At 69.1% G+C, this 24495-nt stretch carries 14 protein-coding genes; 13 read left to right on the forward strand and 1 reads right to left on the reverse strand.

The window, feature by feature from the left end:
• Positions 1 to 321 precede the first annotated feature (321 nt).
• Positions 322 to 3765, forward strand: coding sequence for a LamG-like jellyroll fold domain-containing protein (locus SOM19_RS03855; RefSeq protein ID WP_320485232.1), 3444 nt, complete (start codon positions 322 to 324; stop codon positions 3763 to 3765).
• 804 nt (positions 3766 to 4569) lie between these two features.
• Here SOM19_RS03855 and SOM19_RS03860 read toward each other — a convergent pair.
• Entirely contained in the window at positions 4570 to 7176 is a 2607-nt protein-coding gene (locus SOM19_RS03860; RefSeq protein WP_320485233.1) for a LamG-like jellyroll fold domain-containing protein, read from the reverse strand.
• A gap of 317 nt (positions 7177 to 7493) precedes the next feature.
• Here SOM19_RS03860 and SOM19_RS03865 point away from each other — a divergent pair, with 317 nt between their 5' ends.
• The 12 genes from SOM19_RS03865 (at position 7494) to araA (ending at position 24472) form a co-directional block, all read left to right on the forward strand.
• On the forward strand, positions 7494 to 11657 hold the full coding sequence (locus tag SOM19_RS03865) for a beta-L-arabinofuranosidase domain-containing protein (protein WP_320485234.1): 4164 nt from the start codon (positions 7494 to 7496) through the stop codon (positions 11655 to 11657).
• 321 nt (positions 11658 to 11978) lie between these two features.
• The gene (locus tag SOM19_RS03870; protein WP_320485235.1) at positions 11979 to 12626 is read left to right on the forward strand and encodes a hypothetical protein; all 648 of its coding nucleotides are present in this window, start codon (positions 11979 to 11981) and stop codon (positions 12624 to 12626) included.
• A gap of 71 nt (positions 12627 to 12697) precedes the next feature.
• On the forward strand, positions 12698 to 13777 hold the full coding sequence (locus tag SOM19_RS03875; protein WP_320485236.1) for a hypothetical protein: 1080 nt from the start codon (positions 12698 to 12700) through the stop codon (positions 13775 to 13777).
• On the forward strand, positions 13774 to 14394 hold the full coding sequence (locus SOM19_RS03880) for a hypothetical protein (RefSeq protein ID WP_320485237.1): 621 nt from the start codon (positions 13774 to 13776) through the stop codon (positions 14392 to 14394). Before SOM19_RS03875 ends, SOM19_RS03880 begins: the two co-directional genes overlap by 4 nt.
• 50 nt (positions 14395 to 14444) lie before the next feature.
• Complete coding sequence (locus tag SOM19_RS03885) at positions 14445 to 15464, forward strand: LacI family DNA-binding transcriptional regulator (RefSeq protein ID WP_320485238.1); 1020 nt, start codon at positions 14445 to 14447, stop codon at positions 15462 to 15464.
• Between the two features lie 247 nt (positions 15465 to 15711).
• Positions 15712 to 16719, forward strand: a complete 1008-nt coding sequence (locus SOM19_RS03890; protein ID WP_320485239.1) for a substrate-binding domain-containing protein — start codon at positions 15712 to 15714, stop codon at positions 16717 to 16719.
• Positions 16720 to 16840: 121 nt separating this feature from the next.
• Positions 16841 to 18448 (forward strand): sugar ABC transporter ATP-binding protein, encoded by a 1608-nt coding sequence (locus SOM19_RS03895; RefSeq protein ID WP_320485240.1) that lies wholly within the window; start codon positions 16841 to 16843, stop codon positions 18446 to 18448.
• Positions 18445 to 19530 (forward strand): ABC transporter permease, encoded by a 1086-nt coding sequence (locus SOM19_RS03900; RefSeq protein WP_320485241.1) that lies wholly within the window; start codon positions 18445 to 18447, stop codon positions 19528 to 19530. The genes SOM19_RS03895 and SOM19_RS03900 overlap by 4 nt, the downstream gene beginning before the upstream one ends.
• Positions 19527 to 20597, forward strand: a complete 1071-nt coding sequence (locus SOM19_RS03905; RefSeq protein ID WP_320485242.1) for an ABC transporter permease — start codon at positions 19527 to 19529, stop codon at positions 20595 to 20597. Before SOM19_RS03900 ends, SOM19_RS03905 begins: the two co-directional genes overlap by 4 nt.
• Positions 20597 to 21304: an L-ribulose-5-phosphate 4-epimerase gene (locus SOM19_RS03910; RefSeq protein ID WP_320485243.1), complete on the forward strand. Its 708-nt coding sequence runs from the start codon at positions 20597 to 20599 to the stop codon at positions 21302 to 21304. The genes SOM19_RS03905 and SOM19_RS03910 overlap by 1 nt, the downstream gene beginning before the upstream one ends.
• Entirely contained in the window at positions 21301 to 22914 is a 1614-nt protein-coding gene (locus SOM19_RS03915) for a xylulokinase (RefSeq protein WP_320485244.1), read from the forward strand. The genes SOM19_RS03910 and SOM19_RS03915 overlap by 4 nt, the downstream gene beginning before the upstream one ends.
• Before the next feature lie 46 nt (positions 22915 to 22960).
• A complete protein-coding gene (gene araA, locus SOM19_RS03920) occupies positions 22961 to 24472 on the forward strand; it encodes an L-arabinose isomerase (protein ID WP_320485245.1) in 1512 nt (503 codons plus the stop codon).
• The last annotated feature ends 23 nt before the right edge of the window (positions 24473 to 24495 follow it).

The raw sequence follows: 24495 nt of genomic DNA on the forward strand, positions 1-24495 counted from the left end.
GATCGCGCTGAGGCGATCTGCGGACTCGTGGTGTTACCGGAAACAATGCCGGTCCGCCCAAGCTAGAGGGGTCGGCGGATCGCTGTCAAGACAATGGCCGCAGAAAAGGTTATCGGTAACAGTGTTCGTCGGGCGATTGTCGTGCCATCGGAGGAATCCTTGCGACAAGCCTGGTTTTCTTCGTCGCGTTAGCGCTAATGTGAGCGATAACAGCCTGTTCGACGATGTGCAGTCACTTGACGGAGAGTGGATATGAGTCTGTCTTCACGCGCTCGCAGGAGCGCTCTGGTTTTCACCGCCGCCGGGGCGATGGTCCTCGGCATGGGCGTGGCGCCCGCTGTCGCGGATGCGCCCGAGGAGGGCCTTGTCGTCGCCTACGCCTTTTCGCAGGCGTCGGGCAGCGCGGTGCCCAACAGCGCGCCCGACTCCGGGTTCGGACCCGCGACCGTGCGCAACCTCCAGGCCTCGGACTGGACGGGATCCGCGCTCACCCTGCGGGGCGGCGCCAAGACCTCGACCGGTAACTGGGTGGAGCTGCCCGACAACCTGCTGACCGGACAGGAGTCTGCCACGGTCGTCGCCGAGGTCCAGGCCTCGCCGGCGATGCTGAACGGGTTCCACTTCCTCTGGAACATCGGCAACGAGTCGTCGGCGACCGAGTACTTCTTCGCCTCGCTGAACTGCGGGTCGGGGCGCTCGCCTCTCCTCGGCCTCAAGGCCGGCGGCGCTGAGCGACTCGTGCAGGCCGGCTCGTGCGGAATCACGGCCAACCAGTGGGTGAACGTCGCATCGGTCGTCGACGGCGCCGCCGGCACGGCATCCCTCTACATCGACGGCACGCGCGTCGCCCACGGGCCGATGGAGTTCTCTCCCGCCGACATCGTGGACCAGTCGCTGAACACGATCGGCCGGGCCCCCTGGCCGGACCCGCTGTTCCAGGGCGCCATCTCGTCCTTCCGCGTCTACGATCGCGCGCTGTCGGCCGCGGAGGTGACCGACGTCTCGGGCGCCGACGCCCAGCCGCACGCCGCCGTGCTGCAGGCCCAGGCTCAGGCGCTCCTCGACGGCCTGAACCTCGTGGATCGCGAGACGTCCACCGACATCGATCTTCCGACCGCGAGCGGGCGGGTCACGTGGACCTCCAGCGATCCGTCCGTCGTCGCCGCCGACGGCACGGTCGACGCGCCGCTTGCCGGGCAGCCGGCGGTCGAGGTCGAACTCACCGCCTCCACCGCCGTGCGCGGCTTCACCGCCACCAAGACGATCACCGTCACGGTGCTCCCCTCGACCGAGTCCGCGGCGGACCGCGCCGCCCGTCTCGCCGCCCGCTTCGTCATCCCGTCCGTCGTGGAGTCGGGCACGGCGCTTCCGGAAGCTCCCGCCGGCACGGCCGTCGAGGTGACCGCCGTGAGCGCGGGCGTCACGGTGGGCGACACGATCGTCGCGGACTCCGAGGAGGCGACGGATGCCCAGATCACGGTCCGCGTCACGGACGAGTCGACCGGATCCACCGTCGACCGCACGTTCGACGTGCGCATCCTTCCCGCCGCGACCACGTCGCAGCTGCTCGCGTACAGCCGCGTGCCCACGTCGGTGACCGAGGCGAACAACGCCGACGTCGCGCTCAGCATGCACCTCGCACTCGAGGACGGCGACGGCTGGACCCCGCTGAACGAGAACTACGGCATCTTGTTCGCCAAGACCTCGACCGCGGTCCCTGCGGGCGGTACCAGCGACAGCATCATCCGCAGTCTCAAGGACCCGCACCTGTTCCGCCTCGCCGACGGGGAGTTCGGGATCGTCGCCACCCGCACCGCCCGGGGCGGAGGCGCCGACGGCACCCAGAGCTCGCGGGTGCTGTTCGCCCGCAGCGCGGACCTGCGCTCGTACCAGGAGGTCGGCATGGTCGACCTCGGCGTCACGAGCGGCGTCAACCAGCCGGCCGCCGTCTACGACACGGCCTCCGACCGCTACGTGGTCAGCTGGACCTCCGATGCCGGCGCGGCGATGTACACCACGTTCACCGACCTCGCCACCGGTGCGGGCCGCACGGCGGCTCAGCGCGGCACGATCGAGGCCACTGCGGGCGACGCCGGCAGCGGCATCCCGAACTACGCCACCGGCAACGCGCTTCCGGTGGAAGCCGGCACCGTCGACGCCCTGCAGGTGCGCTTCGGACGCATCGCGAACGACGGCGTGGCCGCGCTCGGCGACGTCACCCTCGAGGAGGGCGACGAGTTCGGCGCCGCCGACCTGCCGCAGCGCGTCGAGCTCACGTACGACGACGGTTCCGACGCCTCCCGCGCGATCGCGTGGGATGCGGCATCCGTCGACGCGGTCGACACCTCGGTGCCCGGCACCTACGAGGTCACCGGCAGCGTGAAGCGGCCGCAGTACGCGACCCCGTTCGCGGACGAGCGCGCCGACCCGTCGGTGTTCCGCTACGACTGGAACGGCCAGGAGAAGTTCCTGATGATCGCCACCGAGGACATCTACGGCGGCAACATCAACCCGCAGGGCGGGGCGCACATGCCGATCCGCGTGGCTGACCGCATCGAGGACCTTTCGGACGAGGCCCTCGACGCCGGCCGCAACGTCGAGGTCGACCTGCTGCGCCGCGGCGACACCGATGCCGACGGCGGCGTGATGACGGGATGCTTCTGGGCACCCGAGTACCACGTGATCGCCGGCCGGCTGTCGATCCTCTTCATGCCCTGCTACAACGGCACGAACGGGCAGCCCGACATGTGGACGGGCCGCGCCAGCATCATCCAGCTGAAGCAGGATGCCCAGGGCAACGACCTCGATCCCGCCGTGGCCGCGAACTGGACCAAGGCGCAGAAGGTGGTTCGCTCCGGCGGCGGCGCGCTCAACCCGTCGCAGGGCATCTCGCTCGATATGACCTACCTCGAGGACTCGGGGCAGTCGTACTACATCTGGCAGCAGCTAGGCGCCCTGTTCATCGCGAAGATGGACCCGGCCAACCCGACCCGCCTCACCTCCGAGCCCGTGCGCATCCTCGTGCCCGAGTACGCGTGGGACAACACGATCGCCGAGGGGCCGAACGTCGTCGCGCACGACGGCGTGCTGAACCTCATCTACTCGGGCTCGACGGTCGGCGACAGCTACACGACGGGCCTCGCGACCGCGACGGCCGGCGAGGGCGTCGACCTGACCGACCCCGCCGCCTGGTCGAAGCTCAATTACCCCATCCAGAAGTCGGGCATCTTCAACGGCTCCTGGCAGCTGGGCACCGGTCACGGCATGTGGTCGTACGACGAGGACGACAACCTGCTCTACGTCTTCCACGCCCGCACCGACCACGAGGGTCTGAGCGGCCGCGACATGTTCGTCCGCCGGGTCCACTGGGCCTCCGATGGCCTGCCGGTCTTCGACATGGAGGGCGACGAGGAGGTGGCACCCGACAACCGGACCGTCACGGTCACGGTCGAGGTCGTGGGTTCCCCCGAGCCCGAGCTCGACATCACCGCGGCGGTCGCCGCCCGGTGCGTCGTCGGCAAGGTCGTGCAGGTGCTGACGGTGACCAACGGCGAGGCGTTCCCGGTGACGGTGGCGGCGACGGGTGCGTACGGGTCGAAGACGTTCACGTCGCTGCCCGCGGGCAAGACGTCCTCGGCGACCTTCACCTCGCGGCTCGCGGCGATCCCCGTCGGCGAGCTGAGCCTGACGGCGACGGCGAACGTCGGGGGACAGACCGTGACAGTCGAGACGGATGCCGCGTACCCCGCGACGACCTGCGGCTGACTCCGACCCGGCCGCCCGCGGGCGGTCGAAGCGGCGCGCGCCGCGGGTGAATCGTCCCCGCGGCGCGCAGTCGCGTGCCCGCTGGCCGCCGGAGACCTGGGGTCCGGGGCGGGAGTGGGGTTCGGCGATCTGCCCGGGTCAGGTGATCTGCCTGGGTCAGGACCGATGAGGCCTGTCTGCTCCTGACCCGGGCCGAGTGCCGAGGCATCCGTCGCCCTGCCCAGCTCAGGCGATCTGCCGGTATCAGGACCGAGGGGGCCGGTTTGGTCCTGACCCGGGCTGATCTCCTGAGCCCGGCCGGTGGGGGACGAGGTCGCCGGGAACCGGGCTGATCTCCTGAGCCCGGCCGGTGGGGGACGAGGTCGCCGGGACCGGGGTCGAGGGGCGGACGGATGCCGGAGCCTGCGTGCACGGCTGTGCGAGGCATCCGTCGCCCTACCCAGCTCAGGGGATCTGCCGGTACCAGGAGCGAGTGGGCCGGTTTGGTCCTGACCCGGGCTGATCTCCTGAGCCCGGCCCGTGCGGGGCGAGGGTCGCCGGGACCCGGGAGAGGGGCGGACGGATGCCGGAGCCTGCGTGCACGGCTGTGCCGAGGCATCCGGCGACCTGCCCAGCTCAGGGGATCTGCCGGTATCAGGACCGAGGGGGCCGGTTTGGTCCTGACCCGGGCTGATCTCCTGAGCCCGGCAGCTGGGCCCGGTCGCGGGGCCAGGCCGGGGGGCAGACGGATGCCGGAGCCGGGTCGAGCCCGAACGCCCGAGCGCCCCGCCGACCGAGGTCGACGGGGCGCTCGGCCTTCGAGGCCTAGCCGCAGCTGGCCGCGGCGTAGGTGGCGGATGCCTCATCCGCGTCGCCGCCGCCGGTGACGGTCGCCGCGACCGTGCCCGTCGGGACCGAGAGCTGTCGCGTCGTGAAGGTGGTCGTCGTGCTCTTGCCGGCGGGCAGCGCCGCGATCGTCTTCGAGCCGTACGAGGACTGCAGCGCCAGGTTCACGGCGATCCCGGACTCGTTCGTCGCGCGGACGGCGAGCACGACCTTGCCGGCGACGCAGCGCGTGTCAGCGTGGAGGGTCACCGGCAGCGCCGGCGCGTCCACGACCACATCGGCCGTCACCGTCACGGCCGTCGAGCTGAACAGATCCTTGCCGGGCGCGTTCCAGGCCGTCGATCCGCCGGTGCCGACCCACTGGTTCAGGTTGGCGCCGATGGTACGGACGGTCCCGGTGACCTCATAGGTTCCGGGAGCGTCGGTGTCGACATCCGACAGCTCCCACTCGACCGGCTGCGAGGCCACCCCGCGGCCGTAGGCGAGCTCTATCTCGGCGGTGGCCGGAAGAGCAGCGCGCACGTCGGTGTCGGTGGCGCCGTCCTCGACCTCGACGCTGCCGAGGTCCGCGACGACCGGGGCTGCGGCATCCGCTTCGCGCAGCGTGTCGTAGCCCTCCTTCGTGAGCGAGACGATCCCGCCGTGCTTGGTGCTGGGCGCCATGGAGAAGCTGCTGCTCACGAGCTGCGACCAGCCCGCGTCGAGGTCCGTCGTCTGCATCGGCCGGTACCCGGTCGAGGGGATGACGTCGACGTAGAGGTACCACTTCTCCTCGCCGTGGCGCTGGAACACCGCCGGCCCTTCGACGCCGCCCGCGTTCCCGCCGGACCACATCGCGCCGATCTGCATCTGCAGCTGCGTCCACGCCGTGGCCGGGTTCCACCACTTCTCGGCCGTGGTGGACTCCATGTAGATGCCCTTGCCCGACGAGTTGTCCTTCGTGATGCGGTAGGTCGTGCCCTCGTTCTGGATGATGGTCGTGTCGATCGTGTTGCCGCCGGCGTCGATGAAGACCCCGCCGTACTCGTACGATTCCTGCGTGAAGTCCGCCGTCGCGCCCCAGAGCACGCGCGAGTAGCTCGAGCCGGTGTGCGAGGCGTCGGGGTAGACGTTCGACGACCAGTACACGACGAAGGCGCCGCTGCCGTCGGGGTAGTAATCGTCCACCCAGGTGGCCTCCGGAGCCCAGGCCATGCCGAGCTCCGCCGCCTTCGCGCCGTCGGACAGCGCGACGTCGAACTGGCGCAGGTCGCTCCACTCGACGAGGTCCTTCGACTCCCAGACGTTCAGCTTGGTGCTGCCCTTCGAGCTCCAATGGCACCAGTCCATGCAGCCCGAGACGCCGCGGTCGCCGCCGAACACGCGCAGGTCCGTCGCGATGATGTAGTACGTCTCGGTCTCGGGGTTGTACGTGAGGTACGGGTCGCGGATGCCTGTCGTGCCGAGGTCGGACGCGAGGATCGGCTTCCCGCCGTTGAGGGGGTCCCACTGCTCGGGGTTGTCGCCGCGTGAGACGTCGAGGTAGATCTTCTCGGCGTAGCCCGCGGAGTCCTCGATGAAGTGCACCATGGCGTACCCGAAGGCGTCGTCCGCCCCGACCTCGGGCAGCACCGTGACCGGCACCTGCCTGGTCGCGGTCGCACCCCGCACGGTCGCCGTCGCGGTGAGAGTGGTCGACAGGGCGGCCTGGCCGGCGGCGGGCTGGTCGACGGTCGCCGTGAGGCCGTCGTCGCCGATCTGGATGGCCGGGTCCGACGACGTCCACGAGACGCGGCCACCGTAACCCGGAAGCGTCGTCACCGGCTCGTCGAGAGTGAGCGCCGCGACGCCGTCGACCACGGTCTGCGCGGCTTGCACGTGGGAGGCGGCGTGGAGCGCGGCATCCGCCACAGACACGCCCTCGACCTCGGTCGCCGTGAGCGCGCGGTCGTACACGCGGAATGACGACACCTCGCCCTTGTACATCGGGTCGGGGTAGGGGGCGCGGCCGATCGCGTTGAGGGTCTGGTTCGTGATGGATGCCGGCGTCAGCGTCGTCGCCGCGGAGGCGACCTGCTCGCCGTCGACGTAGAAGGAGATCCGCCCGGCGGCGCCGTCGATCACCGACGTCAGGCTGTACCAGCGGTTCGCGTCGAGCGCGGTGCCGGAGCGGGCGTTGACCTCGCCACCGCCGCCCGACGCCGTGATGGCGGTGCGGGCGTTGTCGCGAACCGAGGCGAAGTAGTACTGGGTCGTCGAGTCGCTGCCGATGTTCCAGAGGAAGTTCCAGTTGCTCTTCATCGTGGGGTCGAGCTTGGTCTCGATCGTGACCGTGGCCGACGTCTTGCCGCTGAGCATGTTGTCGGGCAGGCGCACCCAGTTCGCGGAGGCGCTGGTCTTGGCGCCGCCCGCGAAGACGAGCGACGAGCCCGTCCAATGGCTGTTCGTGCCGTTGATCACCGTGGCTGCGGCTCCGCCGGCGACGCGGTTCGGGATGCTGGTCCCCGTGGTCTGATCGAACCGGTAGTCGACGACGAGGCCCGATGTCGGCACAGCGCCCGGTTCCGCGGCCGGAGCCGCGACGGCCGGGGTGAAGACGGTGATCATGAGCGCCGCTCCGAGGACTGAGGCGAGAAGCGCCCTGGTGCGACGGCGTGGACGGGCGTCCTCCGTTATCGCGGAGGTCGATCGAGGCATGGGAATCACTCCAGCTCCTTTGCTGTGCGGGTGGGACGGGGGTGAGGCCCGCGGAATCGCGGGCATTGCGCTGAATGTTAGCGCTCACGTGTGCGGTCGACAAGCGATCGGCGAAGGTTCCCCGAATCCTTGACAAAGGCGAATCGTTCGCGCTAACAATGGAGGCAGACTGACCTGATAGCGGTAACAGCGCGGGTCGGCATCACAGGACGAAGGGGCCCTGGACCGTGGCGAAGAAGCGCAGCAACAGCATCCGCAGAGTGGTCGCTCTCGCGACAGCGACCCTCCTCACGATCGGCGGTCTCACCGTCGTCGCACCCACAGCGGCCTCCGCGGCCCCGCTCTCGATCGAGTCGGCCAAGGTGCTCGACCTGCGTTTCGACGGCGCCCTCACCGACGCCGGCCCGAACGCCGCCGCCGTCACCATGCAGAAGGGGACTGCGGCCTATGGCGCGGGCGTCCGCGGCGAGGCGTTCAACCTCAACGGCACGAACGCCATCCGGCTCGGCACGGCCGCCTACCTGCAGCCGGCCGACCTCACCGCGTCGTTCTGGTTCAAGCCGAATGCGACGATGACCGGCGAACAGGTGTTCGCGTGGAGCAAGGTCGCCTACAACACCCAGGGCTGGTACCTGACCTCAGAGGGCGACGGATCTCCCCTCGCGCTCTCGATCGGACCCGCCTCCGGGCAGCCGTACAAGGTCGCGGTCGACACGCCACGGGCCGGCTTCTTCCCCGTCGGCAAGTGGACGCACATCGTGGTCACCTACGACAAGGCCACCAAGGCCGTGACGTTCTACCGCAACGGAGTGCGTCAGGTCTCCACCGTGAAGTACGCGGCGACGGGCACGGCGACCGGCCTCATCGCCGGCGAGAGCACCTCCGTCAAGACCCTCGGCTACAACGGCCCGCAGTACAACGGCGCGCACGCCAACGGGCTGCTCGACGACTACACGCTCTACAACGGCGTCGCGACGATGCAGGACGTCGTCGCGCTCACGCAGCAGGGCGACCCGGCGTTCGATCCCGCGGCCGTGGCGCAGTCGGCGCTCGATGCACTCGCCATCCCCGCCACCGCGGCCGCCGACTTCGGCCTGCCCACCGACACCGTCAACGGCACTGCCATCACGTGGGCGTCGTCCGACACCGACGTGATCTCGATCGACGGGGGAGCGGCATCCGTCACGCGCCCCGCGTCCGGCCCGGCCACCGTGACCCTCACCGCGACGGCGACCTATGCCGGGAGCGCGCCCGTGACGCGGACCTTCAGCGTGGAGGTGCCCCAGGACGGCGCCACCACCTCGATCTACGTCGAGGAGACCGAGCTGAGCGAGGTGCTGCTCGAGGACCCGTACCTCGTCAACGGCAACGAGAAGATGGTCGCCTATCTCCTCAGCCTCGACCCCGAGCGCTTCCTGAACGCGTTCTACACGCAGGCCGGGCTCCCCGTCACCGCGCAGCCGTACGGCGGCTGGGAGCGCACCTCGGGGACGAGGTTCCAGGGGCACTTCTTCGGCCACTACATGTCGGCGCTGTCCCAGGCCTACGCGACCTCGACCGACCCTGCCATCAAGGCGCAGCTGCTCGCCAAGCTCACGACAGCCGTCGACGGGCTCGACCGGGCGCAGAAGGCGTACGCGCTGAAGGATCCCACGAACGCCGGCTACGTCGCCCCCTTCGCGACCAGCGTGCTGCCCAGCGGCGGCGGCGGCCTGCTCGTGCCCTTCTACAACCTGCACAAGGTGCTCGCCGGCCTGCTCGACGCCCACCAGCAGGCACCCGAGGCTGTGGCCGACAAGGCCCTCACCGTCGCCAGCGGCTTCGGCACGTGGGTGCGGGACTGGGCCGGACGCCAGTCGAACCCCGCGGGCATCCTCAACACCGAGTACGGCGGGATGAACGAGGCGCTGTACGAGCTGTTCAGCATCACGGAGAACCCCGTGCACAAGCGCGCGGCCGAGTACTTCGACGAGACGACGCTCTTCCAGCAGCTCGCCGCCGGCCAGGACGTGCTCAACGGCAAGCACGCCAACACGACGATCCCCAAGCTCGTCGGAGCCCTCAAGCGCTACACCGTGTTCACCGACAACCCTCATCTCTACGAGACCCTGACGGCCGCGGAGAAGAGCAACCTCGGCATGTACCGGACGGCCGCCGAGAACTTCTGGCAGATGGTCGTCGATGACCACACCTACGCCAACGGCGGCAACAGCCAGTCCGAGCACTTCCACGGTGCGGACACGCTCCACCAGCACGCGACCAACGGCACGACCTCGGGCTACGGCGAGAACTCGACGTCCGAGATCTGCAACGAGTACAACATGCTCAAGCTCACCAAGGCGCTGTTCCAGGTGCAGCCCGACGTGAAGTACCCGGACTTCTACGAGCACACCTACATCAACGCGATCCTCGCCCAGCAGAACCCGGAGACGGGCATGATGACGTACTTCCAGCCGATGCAGGCCGGGTACGCGAAGGTGTTCGGCAATCCGGTGGACGAGTTCTGGTGCGACCACGGCACCGCGACCGAGAGCTTCACCAAGCTCGGCGACTCGATCTACTTCCGCAAGGGATCGTCGGTCTACGTGAACATGTTCCGCTCGTCGGTCTACACCGACGACGCGCACAATCTGCGGCTCACGCAGACCGCCGATGTGCCGGCGGACGACACCGTGACGTACTCGGTGGAGGCGATCGACGGCGGCGAGCTCGTCGAGGGCACGACGCTGCGGCTGCGCATCCCGAGCTGGGCGGCGGCGACGCCGACCCTGACGGTCAACGGTGCGGCGCAGGACGTCGCGGCGCTCACGCAGGACGGCTACATCGCGCTCGAGATCGAAGCCGGCGATGAGCTCACCTACCTCCTCCCCGCGGAGGTGCGCGTCGACGACTCCACCGAGAACCCGAACTGGGTCGCCTTCACCTACGGCCCGGTGCTGCTGGCGACGGAGCTCAACCGCACCAACGTCGGCGCCACCTACGTCGCCGGTGTGCTGGTGCGCATGAGCACGGCCGACAAGACCGTGAGCAACGACGTCGTCGTGGACGACGCCGAGGCTTTCAAGGACGGCATCGCCGAGAACCTCGTCCGCATCGAGGACGGCGAGAACCTCAACGGCATCTCGACCATGCGGTTCAAGATGCAGAACGCGGATGCCGCATCCGAGGCGCTCACCTTCGAGCCCTGGTACAGCCTCTACAACGCGCGCTACGCCATCTACATGGACCTCATCGAGCCGGACTCACCGCAGGCTCAGGCGCTGATCCTCAAGGGGAAGCAGCAGCAGCGTGTCGAGGAGACGACGATCGACTCGCTCACCTCGTTCGACAACAACAACAGCGAGGCCGACAAGAACTACAAGTACAACAAGTCCGGGGTCGGCGTGTGGCTCGGCGAGGGGTACCGTGACGGCCAGATCGCGACCGACGCGTACTTCCAGTACGACATGATCGTCGATCCGACGCTGCCGAAGAACCACCTCGGAGTGCGCTACTTCGGCGGCGACAACGGCCGCACGTTCGACGTGTACATCAACGACGTGCTGCTCAAGCACGAGCGCGTGACGAACGCCAACGGATCGACGAGCTTCTACGTCCAGTACGACGAGATCCCCGCCGCCGTCCTGGCCGGGATCCCGGCCAAGGACAGCTACAAGCGCAATCAGAACGGCGAGTACGTCCTCGACGAGGCCGGCGAGAAGATCCCCGTCGTCACCGTGCGCTTCCAGGGCAACGGCACCAGTTACGTCGGCGGCGTCTTCGGGGTCTACACCACCTCGGGAACGACGTACGGGACGGATGCCGATCTCACCGCGCTCTCGTTCGAGGACGGCCGCGTGGCGCCGACGCTCACGGACGGGGTGTACTCGTACACGGTGACGGTGGATCAGGATGCCACGACCGCGACGTTCGACGCCGACCCGGCTGTGCCGAGCGGACTGGTGTACCTCGGCGACGTGCTGATCGACGACACTCTGCCCCGAACGGTCCCGCTCGCCGCGGGGACGGCGCCGACGGTGCTCACCCTCAAGGCGACCGCGCAGGACCACACGACGACCGCGACGTACCGCCTCGAGATCGTGCGCGCTCCGGCGACGCCGTCGCTCGAGGTGACGGGAGTGGCTGCGATGAGATGCGTCGCGGGCAAGGTCGTGCTGACCGTGCAGGCGTCGAACCGCTCGGCGGTGCCGGTGGCGCTCGCCGTCACCACGCCGCTCGGTTCCAAGCAGGTGGCGGCGCTCGCACCGGGCAAGTCGACGTCGGCCGCCTTCACCTCTCGTGTGGCCCATGTCGCGGCCGGCACAGCCTCGATCACGGCCTCCGCGGTCGTGGACGGAGCGCCGGCCACGGTGACCGTTCCGGTGGCTTTCCCCGCTCTCTCGTGCGGGTGAGCCGCGGAATCACTCCTCAGCCACCGAAAACCATTTCGACGCTTGTTCTCGCTAACAGTTCGCGGTAACATCAACGTCGAGTCATACGGTCCACAGACGGACCCAGAAGCAAAGGTGCAACATGCTCGAACTCTCCCGACGCCGACCCGTTCGCGGTCGCTCGGCCGCCGTCCTCGTGACGGCGGGGGGCGTAGTGCAGAACCACCTGCAGCGCGGGGCATCAGCGACCGCTGATCGCTCAGTGAGACCCGACGATCGGACGGTCCGGTCGCTCGCGAATTCGGTCCGGCGCACGCGCCGGCCCGGGAATGGAGAGAACGCATGAACAAGAGAGGTCTGATCGCTCGCACCGCTGCCGGTGCGCTGGGCGGCATGCTCCTTCTCGGTGCCGCAGGCGCCGCGATCGCCGACGAGCTCGAGAACGACGACGTCGACGTCAACGTTAACATCGAGGCGCTGCCGCCGGTGGGCGCGCTGACGATGACTGTCGCGTCGACCAGCACGACACTCGCCGAGGTGCCCTCGACCGATCCCGAACTGCGTCAGTTCGACGGGACGCTTCCCACGGTCACCATCACCGACGACCGCGAAGAGTCGCCCGCCGACCAGTACTGGTACGTCACCGGACAGTCGTCCGCTTTCACCGCCGCTGGTGTGGCCGACATCGGAGCCGGCAACATCGGATGGGTCCCGGCGCTCCTCTCCGGAGACGGCGAGCAGGTGCAGCCCGGCGATGAGGTCGTCACCGTGCTCGACGAGGCTACGGAAGGCACGCCCGGAACGCCCAGCGCGAACAACGTCGGTCTGGTCGGCGAAGAGCTGCTCGCCTTCGCGCCCAACCTGGCCGGCGAGCTCGCTCCCGGCGAGTGGACCGCGAATGCGGAGCTGTTCCTCAAGACGCCGGTCGACGTGGCGCCGGGCAGCTACTCGGCGACGATCACGCTGACGCTGTGGGAAGACGCCATCTGACGTCCGACCTGTGCTGAAATCGGGTCGGGGCCGTGCAACACGGCCCCGACCCTGACGTCTGGAATTCCATCGTGCTCCACCCCATCCGCCGTCTGACGGCCGTGAACCGCTCGCTCGCCGTCGGCGCGGCCGCGCTCTTCGTCGCTCTGGCCGCTGTCGTGACGCCCATCGGCCCGGCGGCCGCCGCCGACGAGGTCGATGCTCCCGAAGTCCGGTGGTCGGTCACGCCCGCCGATGCGTCCGGTCCTGACGGCCGCCGCGCGGTGGAGCATGAGCTCGACCCCGGTGAGTCCATCGAGGAGCACTTCGCCGTGCGCAACGTCGGTGAGGACGAGGTCACCTTCAGCCTCACCGCCGCGGACGGCTTCTACACCCGCACCGGTCGATTCGACATCCTGCCCGCCGACGAGGAGTCCATCGCCGCCGGAACGTGGATCGACCTTCCGGAGACGGTCACCGTCCCGGGCGGCGAGACGGTCGTCGTTCCCTTCACCCTCACCGTGCCCGACGTCGCAGAACCCGGTGACCACGCGGCAGGGATCACGGCATCCGTCCTCTCGGTGCAGTCCTCCGATGACGGGACCAGCGTCGGCGTCGAGAGTCGCGTCGGATTCCGGGTGCTCACCCGCGTGAAGGGTGAGATCACCCACGCGGCGGCCCTCACGGCTGTCGTCTCGAACTACACCACCTCGTGGAACCCCCTTCGTCCCGGCGAAGTGACCGTGACCTTCGATGTCGTGAACGAAGGCAATACGCGCCTGCTCGCCGAAGGCACCGTCGAAGCCGGCGGCCGCACCGCGACCTTCCCCGCGGAGGGGGAGAACCAGCAGGAGCTCCTGCCGGGCGACACCCGGACCTTCACCGTCGTGGTCGACGACGTCTGGCCGCTCTTCGTCGTTCCCACCGCGGTCACCCTCGATGCGACGGCCCTCACCATGACCGACGACTCGACGCCGCTCGATCCTGTGCGCGCCGAGGTGATGACGTGGGCGATGCCGTGGCCGCAGCTGATCATCCTCCTCGGGATCGCGCTGCTCGTCGGCGCCATCGTGTGGGGAAGGGTCCGTTCGCGCCGCCGGCTCGAGGCGCTCCTCGCCGACGCCCGGGAGGCCGGTCGACGCGAGTCGGAAGCGCCGGCGGACGTCACGTGACGCCGCGCCGATCCCCGGCACTGTTCGCTGCAGCAGTCCTTCTCATCGCCGCCCTGCTCGGGCCGGGAGCGATCGCCTGGGCGCAGGAGCCCGAGCCGGACACCGACGGAGTGACGGTCAGCGTCGTGATCGCACCGCTCGAGTGTCCGTGGCCTCCGGGCAAGCCTCCGACGAAGCCCGGACGGGGAAACCCCGCGAACCCCGGCAATCCCGGGCATCCGGGAAACCCCGGGCGTCCCTGCCACCCGGGCCACCCCGGGCATCCGGGGCATCCCGGCACCCACGGCAATCCCGGCAACGCAGGGAACCCGGGGAACCCGGGCAATCCCGGCAACCCGGGAAGTCCTGGCAACTCCGGGAACGCAGGGAACCCGGCTCAGCCCGGTCAGCCGGGCAAGCCCGCCACCCCGGGGAAGCCCAGCGGCTCAGGCGGGCCCGGGACCTCCGGCACACCGGGGAAGTCGGTTCAGCCGGGGAGCAGCGCGCTCGGATCGGAGGCGACCGCCAATCCGTTGCCGGTCGGCTGGATCGTCGCGGGCGGCGTCGTCGCCGCCGGAGCTGTGGCGGGCATCGCCGCGTGGTCCTCGGCCGCGTCGTCGGGTCGGCGTCCGGGCTGAGTGCCCCGGCCCCCTACTATGTGGTCAGAACGAGAGCGAGGTGAACCGTAATGTCTGAGCAGGCGACGCGGGGCTGGCAGCGACCCAGCATCTACGACGTGGCGAAGCAGGCCGGCGTCTCGCACATGACGGTCTCGCGCGTCCTCAACGGGCACCCGAACATCCGTGAGTCGACCAGGGAGCGCGTGCTCCAGGCGATCGACGAGATGAACTACACGCGCAGCTCGATCGCTCGCGCCCTGGCCACCCGCCGCGCCATGCGCATCGGAGTCCTCGTCGACAGCCCCGTCCAGTGGGGCCCCAACAGCACCCTGCGCGCCATCGAGAGTGCGGCGCGCGAGGCCGGATACGCGATCAGCGCGTTCTCGATCTCGGACGACGAGGAATCGCAGATCGACACCGGGGTGGTCGAGCTCGTCACCCAGGGCGTCGACGCGCTGTGCGTCATCGCCCCGCGCGCGTCCTCGCTCGACATGCTGCGCCAGCAGAGCACCGGACTTCCAACGATCGTCATCAAGGCCGAACCGGATGCCGAGATGCACACGGCTGCGGTCGACCAGCGTGCGGGAGCCCTGGCCGCAGTCCAGCACCTCATCGAGCTCGGACATCGTTCGATCGCCCACCTCTCCGGCCCTCTCGACTGGTACGACGCGCGTGCGCGCGAGCAGGGCTGGCGTGATGCGCTCACCGAGGCCGGTCTCCCGATCTCACCCCCGGTCGTGGGGGACTGGACGTCGGACTACGGCTACGCCTACGGCAGGACGTACGACTTCTCCGACGCGACCGCCGTCTTCGCGGCGAACGACCAGATGGCACTGGGTCTCGTTCACGGACTGTCGGAGCAGGGCATGCGCGTGCCCGACGATCTCAGCGTCGTCGGCTTCGACGATCTTCCCGACGCCCGGCACTTCCTGCCTCCCCTCACGACGGTGCGCCAGGACTTCGCCGCACTGGGCGCGCTCGCCCTGCAGCTCATCATCGCGGCGATCGAGGGCGAGGCGGGCGCCGAGCACGACATCATCGAGCCTCGCCTGATCGTCCGCGGCTCGACCGCGCCGCCCCGCGCCTGACCGGATGGCCCGGCGCTCCTCGTCGACCCGCGAGGCGCCGTCAGCACCCGCGCGCTCGGGGGATGTTGCCGCTCACGAACACCTGTTAATGTTCGCGGTAACGGCGTCATAACGAATCTCGGCAAACTAGTTGCGCCAAGGGATGTTAGCGCGCACAATAGACACGCACACCCGAGAGTGTCCCGCCTGGGGGCACAGGCACTTCTCCCCGACCATGAGCGTCGGGGAGTCTCAAGGAGGAGAAGAGATGGCAATCAAGAAGCGGATGCTGGGCCTGATCGGCTTCGTCGGAGCTGGCGCGCTCGCGCTCGGCCTCGCCGGATGCTCCGGCGGCGGCAACGACGACACCGGCTCCGAGGGCAACGGCGACGGCGACCTGACCACGGTCGGCTTCGTCGCGGTCGGCCCCGAAGGCGGCTGGCGCGACGCCAACGAGCAGGCGATCAAGGACGCGTTCACGCAGGAGGCCGGCTTCGACCTGAAGTACGCTCCCGCGGCGAGCCCGACCGACCAGAAGTCGCAGCTCGACGCGTTCTCCACGTTCGTGAACGACGAGGTCGACGTGATCCTCCTCACCGCGACCGAGGCTTCGGGCTGGGAGGACTCGCTCGAGCTGGCACAGGAGGCCGAGATCCCCGTCATCCTGCTGGACCGCGGTGTCGACGCCAGCGACGACCTCTACGTCACGCGCATCGCCCCCGACAACGTGAACGTCGCCGGCACCGTGGGCGAATGGGCTGTCGAGAGCTACCCGGAGGGTGCGAACTACTTCGTGCTCGAGGGCGTTCCCGGCCTATCGGTCGTCAACGAGCGCAACGAGGGCTTCGACGCCGCGATCGAGGGCAAGGACGGCTGGAACAAGATCGGCGCGCAGACCGCCAACTGGACCGCTGACGAGGGTAAGTCGGTCATCGAGACCGTGCTGAAGGAGAACCCCGACCTCGAGTTCGTCTTCGCTCAGAACGACGAGATGGGCATCGGCGCGGCCGCAGCCGTGACGGCCGCCGGTCTCACGCCGGGCACCGACGTCAAGATCGCCACGATCGACGGCACCACGCCGGCCCTCGAGGCGCTCGCCGCGGGTGAGCTGAGCTTCGTCGCCCAGTACAACCCCTTCTTCGGCGACCTCGCCGTCGAGGCCGTCAACGACGCCCTCGCCGGCGACGACGTCGAGAAGAACATCATCGTCGAGGGTGAGACCTTCAACTCGCCCGAGGCCGCTCAGGCCGCGATCGACGAGGGCAAGGGCTTCTGATCCGGCCCAGCGTCGACTAGACGAGAAGCGATGCGAGCGGGGGTTGCCGTTCCGGCGGCCCCCGCTCGTGCTCGTCTCCATGCAGTACGACCTCCCCGCAGCACAGAGGAATGAAGCAGCCATGATTGAACCGATCGCGATCGTCGAGGTGCGCAACGCGTCCATCACCTTTCCGGGAGTGAAGGCGCTCGACGACGTCAGCTTCCGGCTGCTCCCCGGCGAAGTCCATACCCTCATGGGCGAGAACGGCGCCGGCAAGTCCACCCTCATCAAGGCGCTCACCGGCGTCTACCAGATCGACTCCGGCGAGATCATCGTCGCCGGACAGGTACGGCACTTCAACGGCACGGCGTCCGCGCAGGACGCCGGAATCTCCACGGTCTACCAGGAAGTCAATCTCTGCACGAACCTCACCATCGGTGAGAACGTCATGCTCGGTCATGAGGTGCACGATTGGACGGGCATCAACTGGCGCAAGACGAACGCCCGCGCCCGAGAGGCCCTCGCCCGGATGGGCCTCGGCGACCTCGACCCCCGCGCGCCCCTGTCGTCGATCTCCATCGCCATCCAGCAGCTCGTCGCCATCAGCCGCGCGATGGTCACCGACTCCAAGGTGCTCATCCTCGACGAGCCGACCTCGAGCCTGGACGCGAACGAGGTCGAGGTGCTCTTCGACGTCATCCGCCGGCTTCGCGATCAGGGCGTCGCGATCCTCTTCGTCTCGCACTTCCTCGACCAGGTCTACGCGATCAGCGACCGTATCACGGTCCTGCGCAACGGCAAGTTCGTCGGCGAGTACCTCAAGCGCGACCTCGATCGCACGCAGCTCATCTCCAAGATGATCGGCAAGGACTTCGAGACCCTCCGAGCCCTCGGCTCCAATCGCCAGACTCAGCAGCGCGACCGCACGGTCACCCCGCTCTTCGCCGCCGAGGACCTCGGCCGCAAGGGAGCGATCGAGCCCACGGACATCGAGATCCACGCCGGTGAGGTCGTCGGATTCGCAGGCCTCCTCGGGGCCGGGCGGACCGAGCTCGCGAGGCTCATCGCGGGCGCCGACAAATCAGACACCGGGACGACCCGCCTCCGCGGCAAGCAGGTCTCGCTGAACTCACCCGTCGCGGGCCTGTCGCAGGGCATCGCGTACTCGACCGAGAACCGTCGCGAGGACGGCATCGTCGGCGACCTGAGCGTCCGCGAGAACATCATGCTCGCCGTGCAGGCCCGCCGCGGCTGGCTTCGCCGCGTGCCCGCCCGCGAGGTCGACCAGCTGGTCAAGACCTACATGGAGCGGTTCAGCGTGCGGCCGAACGACCCCGACCGTCCCATCCGCCTGCTGTCCGGCGGCAATCAGCAGAAGGTGCTGCTCGGCCGGTGGCTGGCCACCAACCCCGATCTGCTCCTGCTCGACGAGCCGACCCGAGGCATCGACGTCGGCGCCAAGGCCGACATCCAGGAGACCGTGGCCGAACTCGCCGAGGGCGGGATGAGCGTCGTCTTCATCTCGTCGGAGCTGGAAGAGGTCGTTCGACTCTCCGAGCGCATCGTCATCCTCAAGGACCATCAGAAGGTGGGCGAGGTCATCAACGGACCGGAAGTCACCGCCGAGAGCATCGTCGCCGTCATCGCCACCGAGTCGGGGGAAGAGGCGGAGAAGACCGCCGGGGCCCTCGCCGAAGAGGTCGCCGCGGGAGAAACCGCGACCAACCATGAAGGGAGCGCGTCATGAGCCGCGTCAAGACCGCGCTGCGCACGCCCTGGTTCTGGGCCCTCGTAGGAATCGCGGTGCTGCTCCTGATCAACTCGATCAAGAATCCGGCCTACCTCGCGGTCAGCGTCAACCCGACGACCGGGATGCTCACGGGCAACGTGCTCGACATCCTGCGCGTCTCGGCGCCGATCATCATGATCGCGCTCGGCATGACCTTCGTCATCGCCACGGGCGGAATCGACCTGTCCGTCGGCTCGATGATGGCCGTCGGCGGGGCCGTCGCGATGCAGACGCTGTCGGGCCTGGACGGGTCCACGCCGGTCGCCGCGATGCTGACGGCGATCGGCCTCGCGCTCGCGCTCACGATCGTCCTCGGCGCGATCAACGGCTTCCTGGTCGCCGTCGTCGGGCTGCAGCCCTTCATCACGACGCTGATCATGATGCTCGCCGCGCGCGGGATCGCCCGCGTCATCACCAGCGGACAGAACACCGACGCCACGAACGAGCCGTTCCGGCTTCTCGCGAACGGACAGATCCTCGGCATCCCGACGAGCTTCGTGCTCGCCATCGCGATCGTCGTGCTGATCGCGATGGTGATGCGCCGCACGGCGCTCGGACTCATGATCGAGTCGATCGGCATCAACCCGCACGCGAGCCGGCTCGCCGGCATCCGTCCTCGTCCCATCCTGATCGGCGTCTACATCCTCTCGGCGGCACTCGCCGCGGTCGGCGGTCTGTTCAGCGTCTCCGAAGTGATGACGGTCAGCGTCGGCGGCACGGGCAACCTGATGGAGCTCGACGCGATCCTCGCCGTGGTCATCGGCGGCACGTCGCTCGCCGGCGGGAAGTTCTCCATCGTGGGTTCCACGGTCGGCGCGCTCCTCATCGCGACGCTCAACAAGACCGTGCTGTTCCTGGGCATCCCCGCCGCGGCGACGCCAGCGTTCAAGGCTCTCGTCATCATCGTCCTCGTGCTGCTGCAGTCCGAGCGGGTGCGCTCATGGTTCGTCTCTCGCGCGAAGTCGCCCGGCGCGCCCAGCGCTCCGACGCCGCCCGCGGCGGAACAGGCCGCGCCCGTCTCGAAGGAGGTCGTCGCATGAGCTCTTCACGCACGCTCGCCGAAGCAGTTCCCCCCGTCCCCGACCTGCCGGAGAGCAGGATCACCGCGAGCGCCGCGCGCCTGTCGCGGCTGTGGGAGCGCAATCAGACGCTGATCCCCACACTCGCCGCACTCGTGCTGCTGTTCGGAATGCTCATCTACGCCGAGATCGCGTACGGCAGGGTGTTCCACGCGGGAACGATGTCGAGTCTTCTCATCAGCTTCGCGCCGACGATCATCCTGGCCGTCGGGATGACGATCGTGATCGTCTCGGGCGGCATCGACCTCTCCGTCGGGGCGGTCGTCGCGTTCAGCTCGGTCGCCGGCGTCATGCTCATGAACATCGGCATCAACGGCTGGGCCTCGATGCTGCTCATGATCCTCTTCGGCGCCCTCTTCGGCGTGATCGCGGGCGTCATGATCCAGTACTTCAACGTGCAGCCGTTCATCGCGACGCTCGCGATGATGTTCCTCGCTCGCGGACTGGCCTCGATCCTCTCGACCACGCCGGTGCAGGCGCCCGAGGACTCGCCGATCCACCTGCTCGCCACGGACTGGAAGATCTTCGACGGGCCCAAGGTCAACGACTTCACGGTCACGCCGGGCCTGATCATCGCTCTGCTCGTCGTGCTCGGCGGCATGTTCTTCATGCACCGCAGCCGCAGCGGGCGCACGGTCTACGCGATCGGCGGCAACGAGTCGTCGGCCGGGCTGATGGGTCTGCCGGTGGCACGGACGCGCGTGGGGATCTACATCATCTCCGGTGCGCTGTCGGGCCTGGCGGCGATCGTGTACACCGCGGAGGTCGGCGGCAAGGCCCAGAACGTCACCGGCATCGGCTGGGAACTCGACGCGATCGCAGCCGTCGTCATCGGAGGGACGCTGCTCACGGGCGGCTACGGGTACGTGCTCGGCTCGGTCGTGGGTGTGTTCGTGATCGCGGCGCTGCGCCTCATCATCACGAAGGACGGGACGATCAATCCCGAGTACCTCACGATCATCACCGGCGCGGTCCTGCTCGTGTTCGTGCTGCTGCAGCGGGTGCTGACGCGGCGAAGGGCGAGCTGATGGCCGCCCTCACGCCTGAGGTCCAGGCATCCGTCGACGCCGTCCGCGCCGACGTCGCGTCGCTGCACGGCGAGCTCGTCCGCTACGGGCTGGTCGTATGGACGGGCGGGAACGTCTCGGGCCGGGTCCCGGGCGCAGACCTGTTCGTCATCAAGCCGTCCGGAGTGTCGTACGACGACCTCGCGGCCGAGAACATGATCCTGTGCGACCTCGACGGAAACGTCATCCCGGGGACCCCCGGCAGCGATCGCAGCCCGTCGAGCGACACCGCGGCGCACGCCTACGTGTACCGGAACATGCCGGACGTCGGGGGCGTCGTGCACACCCACTCGACCTATGCGGTCGCGTGGGCCGCGCGCGGCGAGGAGATCCCCTGCGTGATCACGGCGATAGCCGACGAGTTCGGCGGCCCCATCCCGATCGGGCCGTTCGCGATCATCGGCGACGACTCGATCGGCCGGGGCATCGTCGAGACGCTGTCGGGCCACCGCTCACGCGCGGTGCTGATGCAGAACCACGGCCCGTTCACGATCGGCACGTCGGCCAAGGACGCGGTGAAGGCCGCGGTCATGGTCGAGGACGTCGCCCGCACCGTGCAGATCGCCCGCGAGGCCGGTCCGCTCCTGCCCATCCCGCAGGACGCGATCGACCGCCTCTACGACCGGTATCAGAACGTGTACGGGCAGAGCGGGGACGAGCGCCGATGAGCGCAGCGGAAACGCCGACGGATGCCGGGACCCTGGCGATCCTCGCCGGCCGCACGTCCCTCGGCATCGAGCTGGGCTCCACGCGCATCAAGGCATGCCTCGTCGACGCCGACGATCCCTCGACCGTGCTCGCGGTCGGCAGCCACGAGTGGGAGAACCGGTTCCAGGATCGTGTCTGGACGTACACGCTCGATGACGTGTGGTCGGGGCTCCAGGGCGCCTACGCCGATCTGATCGCCGACGTGCAGCGCCGCTACGGCGTGCAGCCGAAGTCGTTCGGTGCGATCGGCATCTCGGCGATGATGCACGGCTACCTCTGCTTCGACGAGTCCGGCGAGCTGCTCGTCCCGTTCCGCACGTGGCGCAACACCACCACCGATCGCGCGGCCGCCGTGCTCTCGGAGCTGTTCGGCGTCAACATCCCGCAGCGCTGGTCGATCGCGCACCTCTACCAGGCGATCCTCGACGAGGAGCCGCACGTCTCGGAGGTGGACTTCTTCACCACCCTCGCCGGCTACGTGCACTGGAAGCTCACCGGCCGCAAGGTGCTGGGCGTGGGGGATGCCTCGGGCATGTTCCCGATCGACGCGGCGACCATCGACTACGACGCCGGGATGCGCGACAAGTTCGACCGCCTGGTCGCCGACCGCGCGTACGGCCTCAACCTGACGCAGCTGCTGCCCGAGGTTCTCGTGGCCGGTCAGCGGGCGGGCGAGCTGACCGCCGACGGCGCGAAGCTGCTCGACCCGTCGGGCGCGCTCGAGCCGGGCGTCCCGCTGTGCCCGCCCGAGGGCGACGCCGGGACCGGCATGGTGGCGACGTGCTCCGTGGCACCGCGCACGGGCAATGTGAGCGCCGGCACGAGCATCTTCGCGATGGTCGTGCTCGAGCGGCCCCTCGAGAGCGTGCACCACGAACTCGACCTGGTCACGACGCCGGCGGGCGACCCGGTGGCCATGGTCCACTGCAACAACGGCGCGAGCGAGCTGGCGGCCTGGGTGGGCATGTTCGCCCGTTTCGCGGCCGTGTCCGGCGGAAGCCTCGACACCGACGAGGTCTTCGACGCCCTGTTCCGCGAAGCTCTGGACGGTGACCCGGATGCCGGCGGCCTGCTCGCCTACAACCACCTCTCGGGCGAGCCGATCGCGGGCCTGACCGAGGGCCGGCCCCTCTTCGTGCGCACGCCCGACAGTCGCTTCACGCTGGCCAACTTCATGCGCGCTCAGCTCTACGGCGTGTTCGGCACGCTCGCGCTCGGCATGCGCGTGCTCGCCGGAGAGGGCGTCGCACTGGACAGGATGTTCGCCCACGGCGGCATGTTCCGCACCGCGGGCGTCGCGCAGCGCTTCCTCGCGGGAGCGCTCGACGCGCCCGTGGCCGTCGGCGAGACCGCGTCTGAGGGTGGCGCGTGGGGGATCGCCGTGCTGGCCTCGTACCTGGCGGAGGCGCCGGGAAGCGATCTGGACGGCTACCTGCGCACCCGCGTGTTCGGCGATGCGGAGTTCCACACCGAGGAACCCGACACCGAGGACGTGCCGGGCTTCGCCGCCTACCTGACCCGCTACCGCGCCGGCCTCGAGGTCGAGCACGCCGCCGTCCGGGCACTCTGATTTCACCGACCTCCCATTCCCCCGAAAGACCCCGAAGGAACTCTCCATGACCCGTCAGCCTCTCGCCACCACTCTGGACTCGTATGAGGTGTGGTTCGTCACCGGCAGCCAGAACCTCTACGGCGAGGAGACGCTGCGCCAGGTCGCCGAGCAGTCGCAGGCCGTGGCCGAGGGTCTCGCGGGCCTTCCCGTCAAGGTCGTCTGGAAGCCGGTGCTCAAGGACAGCGACTCGATCCGCCGTCTGGCGCTCGAGGTCAACGCACGCGACGACGTCATCGGCGTGATCGCGTGGATGCACACCTTCAGCCCGGCGAAGATGTGGATCGCGGGCCTGGACGCGCTGCGCAAGCCGCTGCTGCACCTGCACACGCAGGCGAACGTCGAGCTGCCGTGGGCCGACATCGACTTCGACTTCATGAACCTCAACCAGGCCGCGCACGGCGACCGTGAGTTCGGCTACATCCAGACGCGTCTCGGCGTCGCGCGCAAGACCGTCGTCGGCCACGTGTCGAACCCGGCCGTGCTGCAGCAGGTCGACGACTGGCAGCGCGCCGCGGCGGGCTGGACGGCATCCCGCACGCTCAAGCTCGCCCGGTTCGGAGACAACATGCGCTACGTCGCGGTCACCGAGGGCGACAAGACCGAGGCCGAGCTGCGCTTCGGCGTGCAGGTCAACACGTGGGGCGTGAACGAGCTGGTCGAAGCCGTCGAGGCGGCGAGCGAAGCGGATGTCGACGCCCTCGTCGCCGAGTACGTCGAGGCCTACGACGTGGCCGACGAGCTGCTGCCGGGAGCGGAGCGGCACCAGTCGCTGCGCGACGGCGCCGCGATCGAGCTCGGCCTGCGCTCGTTCCTCGAGGAGGGCGGCTTCGGCGCCTTCACCACGTCGTTCGAAGACCTCGGGGCGCTCAAGCAGCTGCCGGGCCTGGCAGTGCAGCGACTCATGGCCGAGGGCTACGGCTTCGGGGCCGAGGGCGACTGGAAGACCGCCATCCTGGTGCGCGTCGCCAACGTGATGGGTTCCGGGCTCCCCGGCGGCGCGAGCCTCATGGAGGACTACACCTACGACCTCGTGCCCGGCGCGGAGCGCATTCTCGGAGCGCACATGCTCGAGGTCTCGCCCTCGCTGTCGTCCGCCAAGCCGCGCCTCGAGGTGCACGCGCTGGGCATCGGCGGCAAGGACGACCCGGTGCGCCTGGTCTTCACGGCCGACCCCGGCCCGGCCCTGGTCGTCGCGATGAGCGACATGCGCGACCGGTTCCGGCTCGTCGCCAACGTCGTGCAGAACGTCGATGCGCCCGACCTCCCCAAGCTCCCGGTCGGCCGGGCCGTCTGGGAGCCCGCGCCCGACTTCGCGACCTCGGCCGCGTGCTGGCTCGCGGCGGGCGCCGCCCACCACACCGTCATGACGACCGCGGTGGGCATCGACGTGTTCCGCGACTTCGCGGAGATCTCCAAGACCGAGCTCGTCGTCATCGACGAGGACACCACCGTCCGGGGCTTCCAGCGGGAACTCCGGTGGAACCAGGCGTACTACCGACTCGCTCAGGGCCTCTGAGCACCGCGTCACAACCGAGGGGG

Origin of the sequence: Microbacterium sp. CFBP9034 (assembly GCF_034045255.1) — a bacterium.
Taxonomy (GTDB): Bacteria; Actinomycetota; Actinomycetes; order Actinomycetales; family Microbacteriaceae; genus Microbacterium.

Coding starts and splice junctions, on each gene's coding strand:
- SOM19_RS03855 (WP_320485232.1), top strand. CDS start 322: ATGGGCGTGGCGCCCGCTGTCGCGGATGCGCCCGAGGAGGGCCTTGTC.
- SOM19_RS03890 (WP_320485239.1), top strand. CDS start 15,712: ATGGCAATCAAGAAGCGGATGCTGGGCCTGATCGGCTTCGTCGGAGCT.
- SOM19_RS03915 (WP_320485244.1), top strand. CDS start 21,301: ATGAGCGCAGCGGAAACGCCGACGGATGCCGGGACCCTGGCGATCCTC.
- SOM19_RS03860 (WP_320485233.1), bottom strand. CDS start 7,176: ATGATCACCGTCTTCACCCCGGCCGTCGCGGCTCCGGCCGCGGAACCG.
- SOM19_RS03870 (WP_320485235.1), top strand. CDS start 11,979: ATGAACAAGAGAGGTCTGATCGCTCGCACCGCTGCCGGTGCGCTGGGC.
- SOM19_RS03900 (WP_320485241.1), top strand. CDS start 18,445: ATGAGCCGCGTCAAGACCGCGCTGCGCACGCCCTGGTTCTGGGCCCTC.
- SOM19_RS03895 (WP_320485240.1), top strand. CDS start 16,841: ATGATTGAACCGATCGCGATCGTCGAGGTGCGCAACGCGTCCATCACC.
- SOM19_RS03885 (WP_320485238.1), top strand. CDS start 14,445: ATGTCTGAGCAGGCGACGCGGGGCTGGCAGCGACCCAGCATCTACGAC.
- SOM19_RS03910 (WP_320485243.1), top strand. CDS start 20,597: ATGGCCGCCCTCACGCCTGAGGTCCAGGCATCCGTCGACGCCGTCCGC.
- araA (WP_320485245.1), top strand. CDS start 22,961: ATGACCCGTCAGCCTCTCGCCACCACTCTGGACTCGTATGAGGTGTGG.
- SOM19_RS03905 (WP_320485242.1), top strand. CDS start 19,527: ATGAGCTCTTCACGCACGCTCGCCGAAGCAGTTCCCCCCGTCCCCGAC.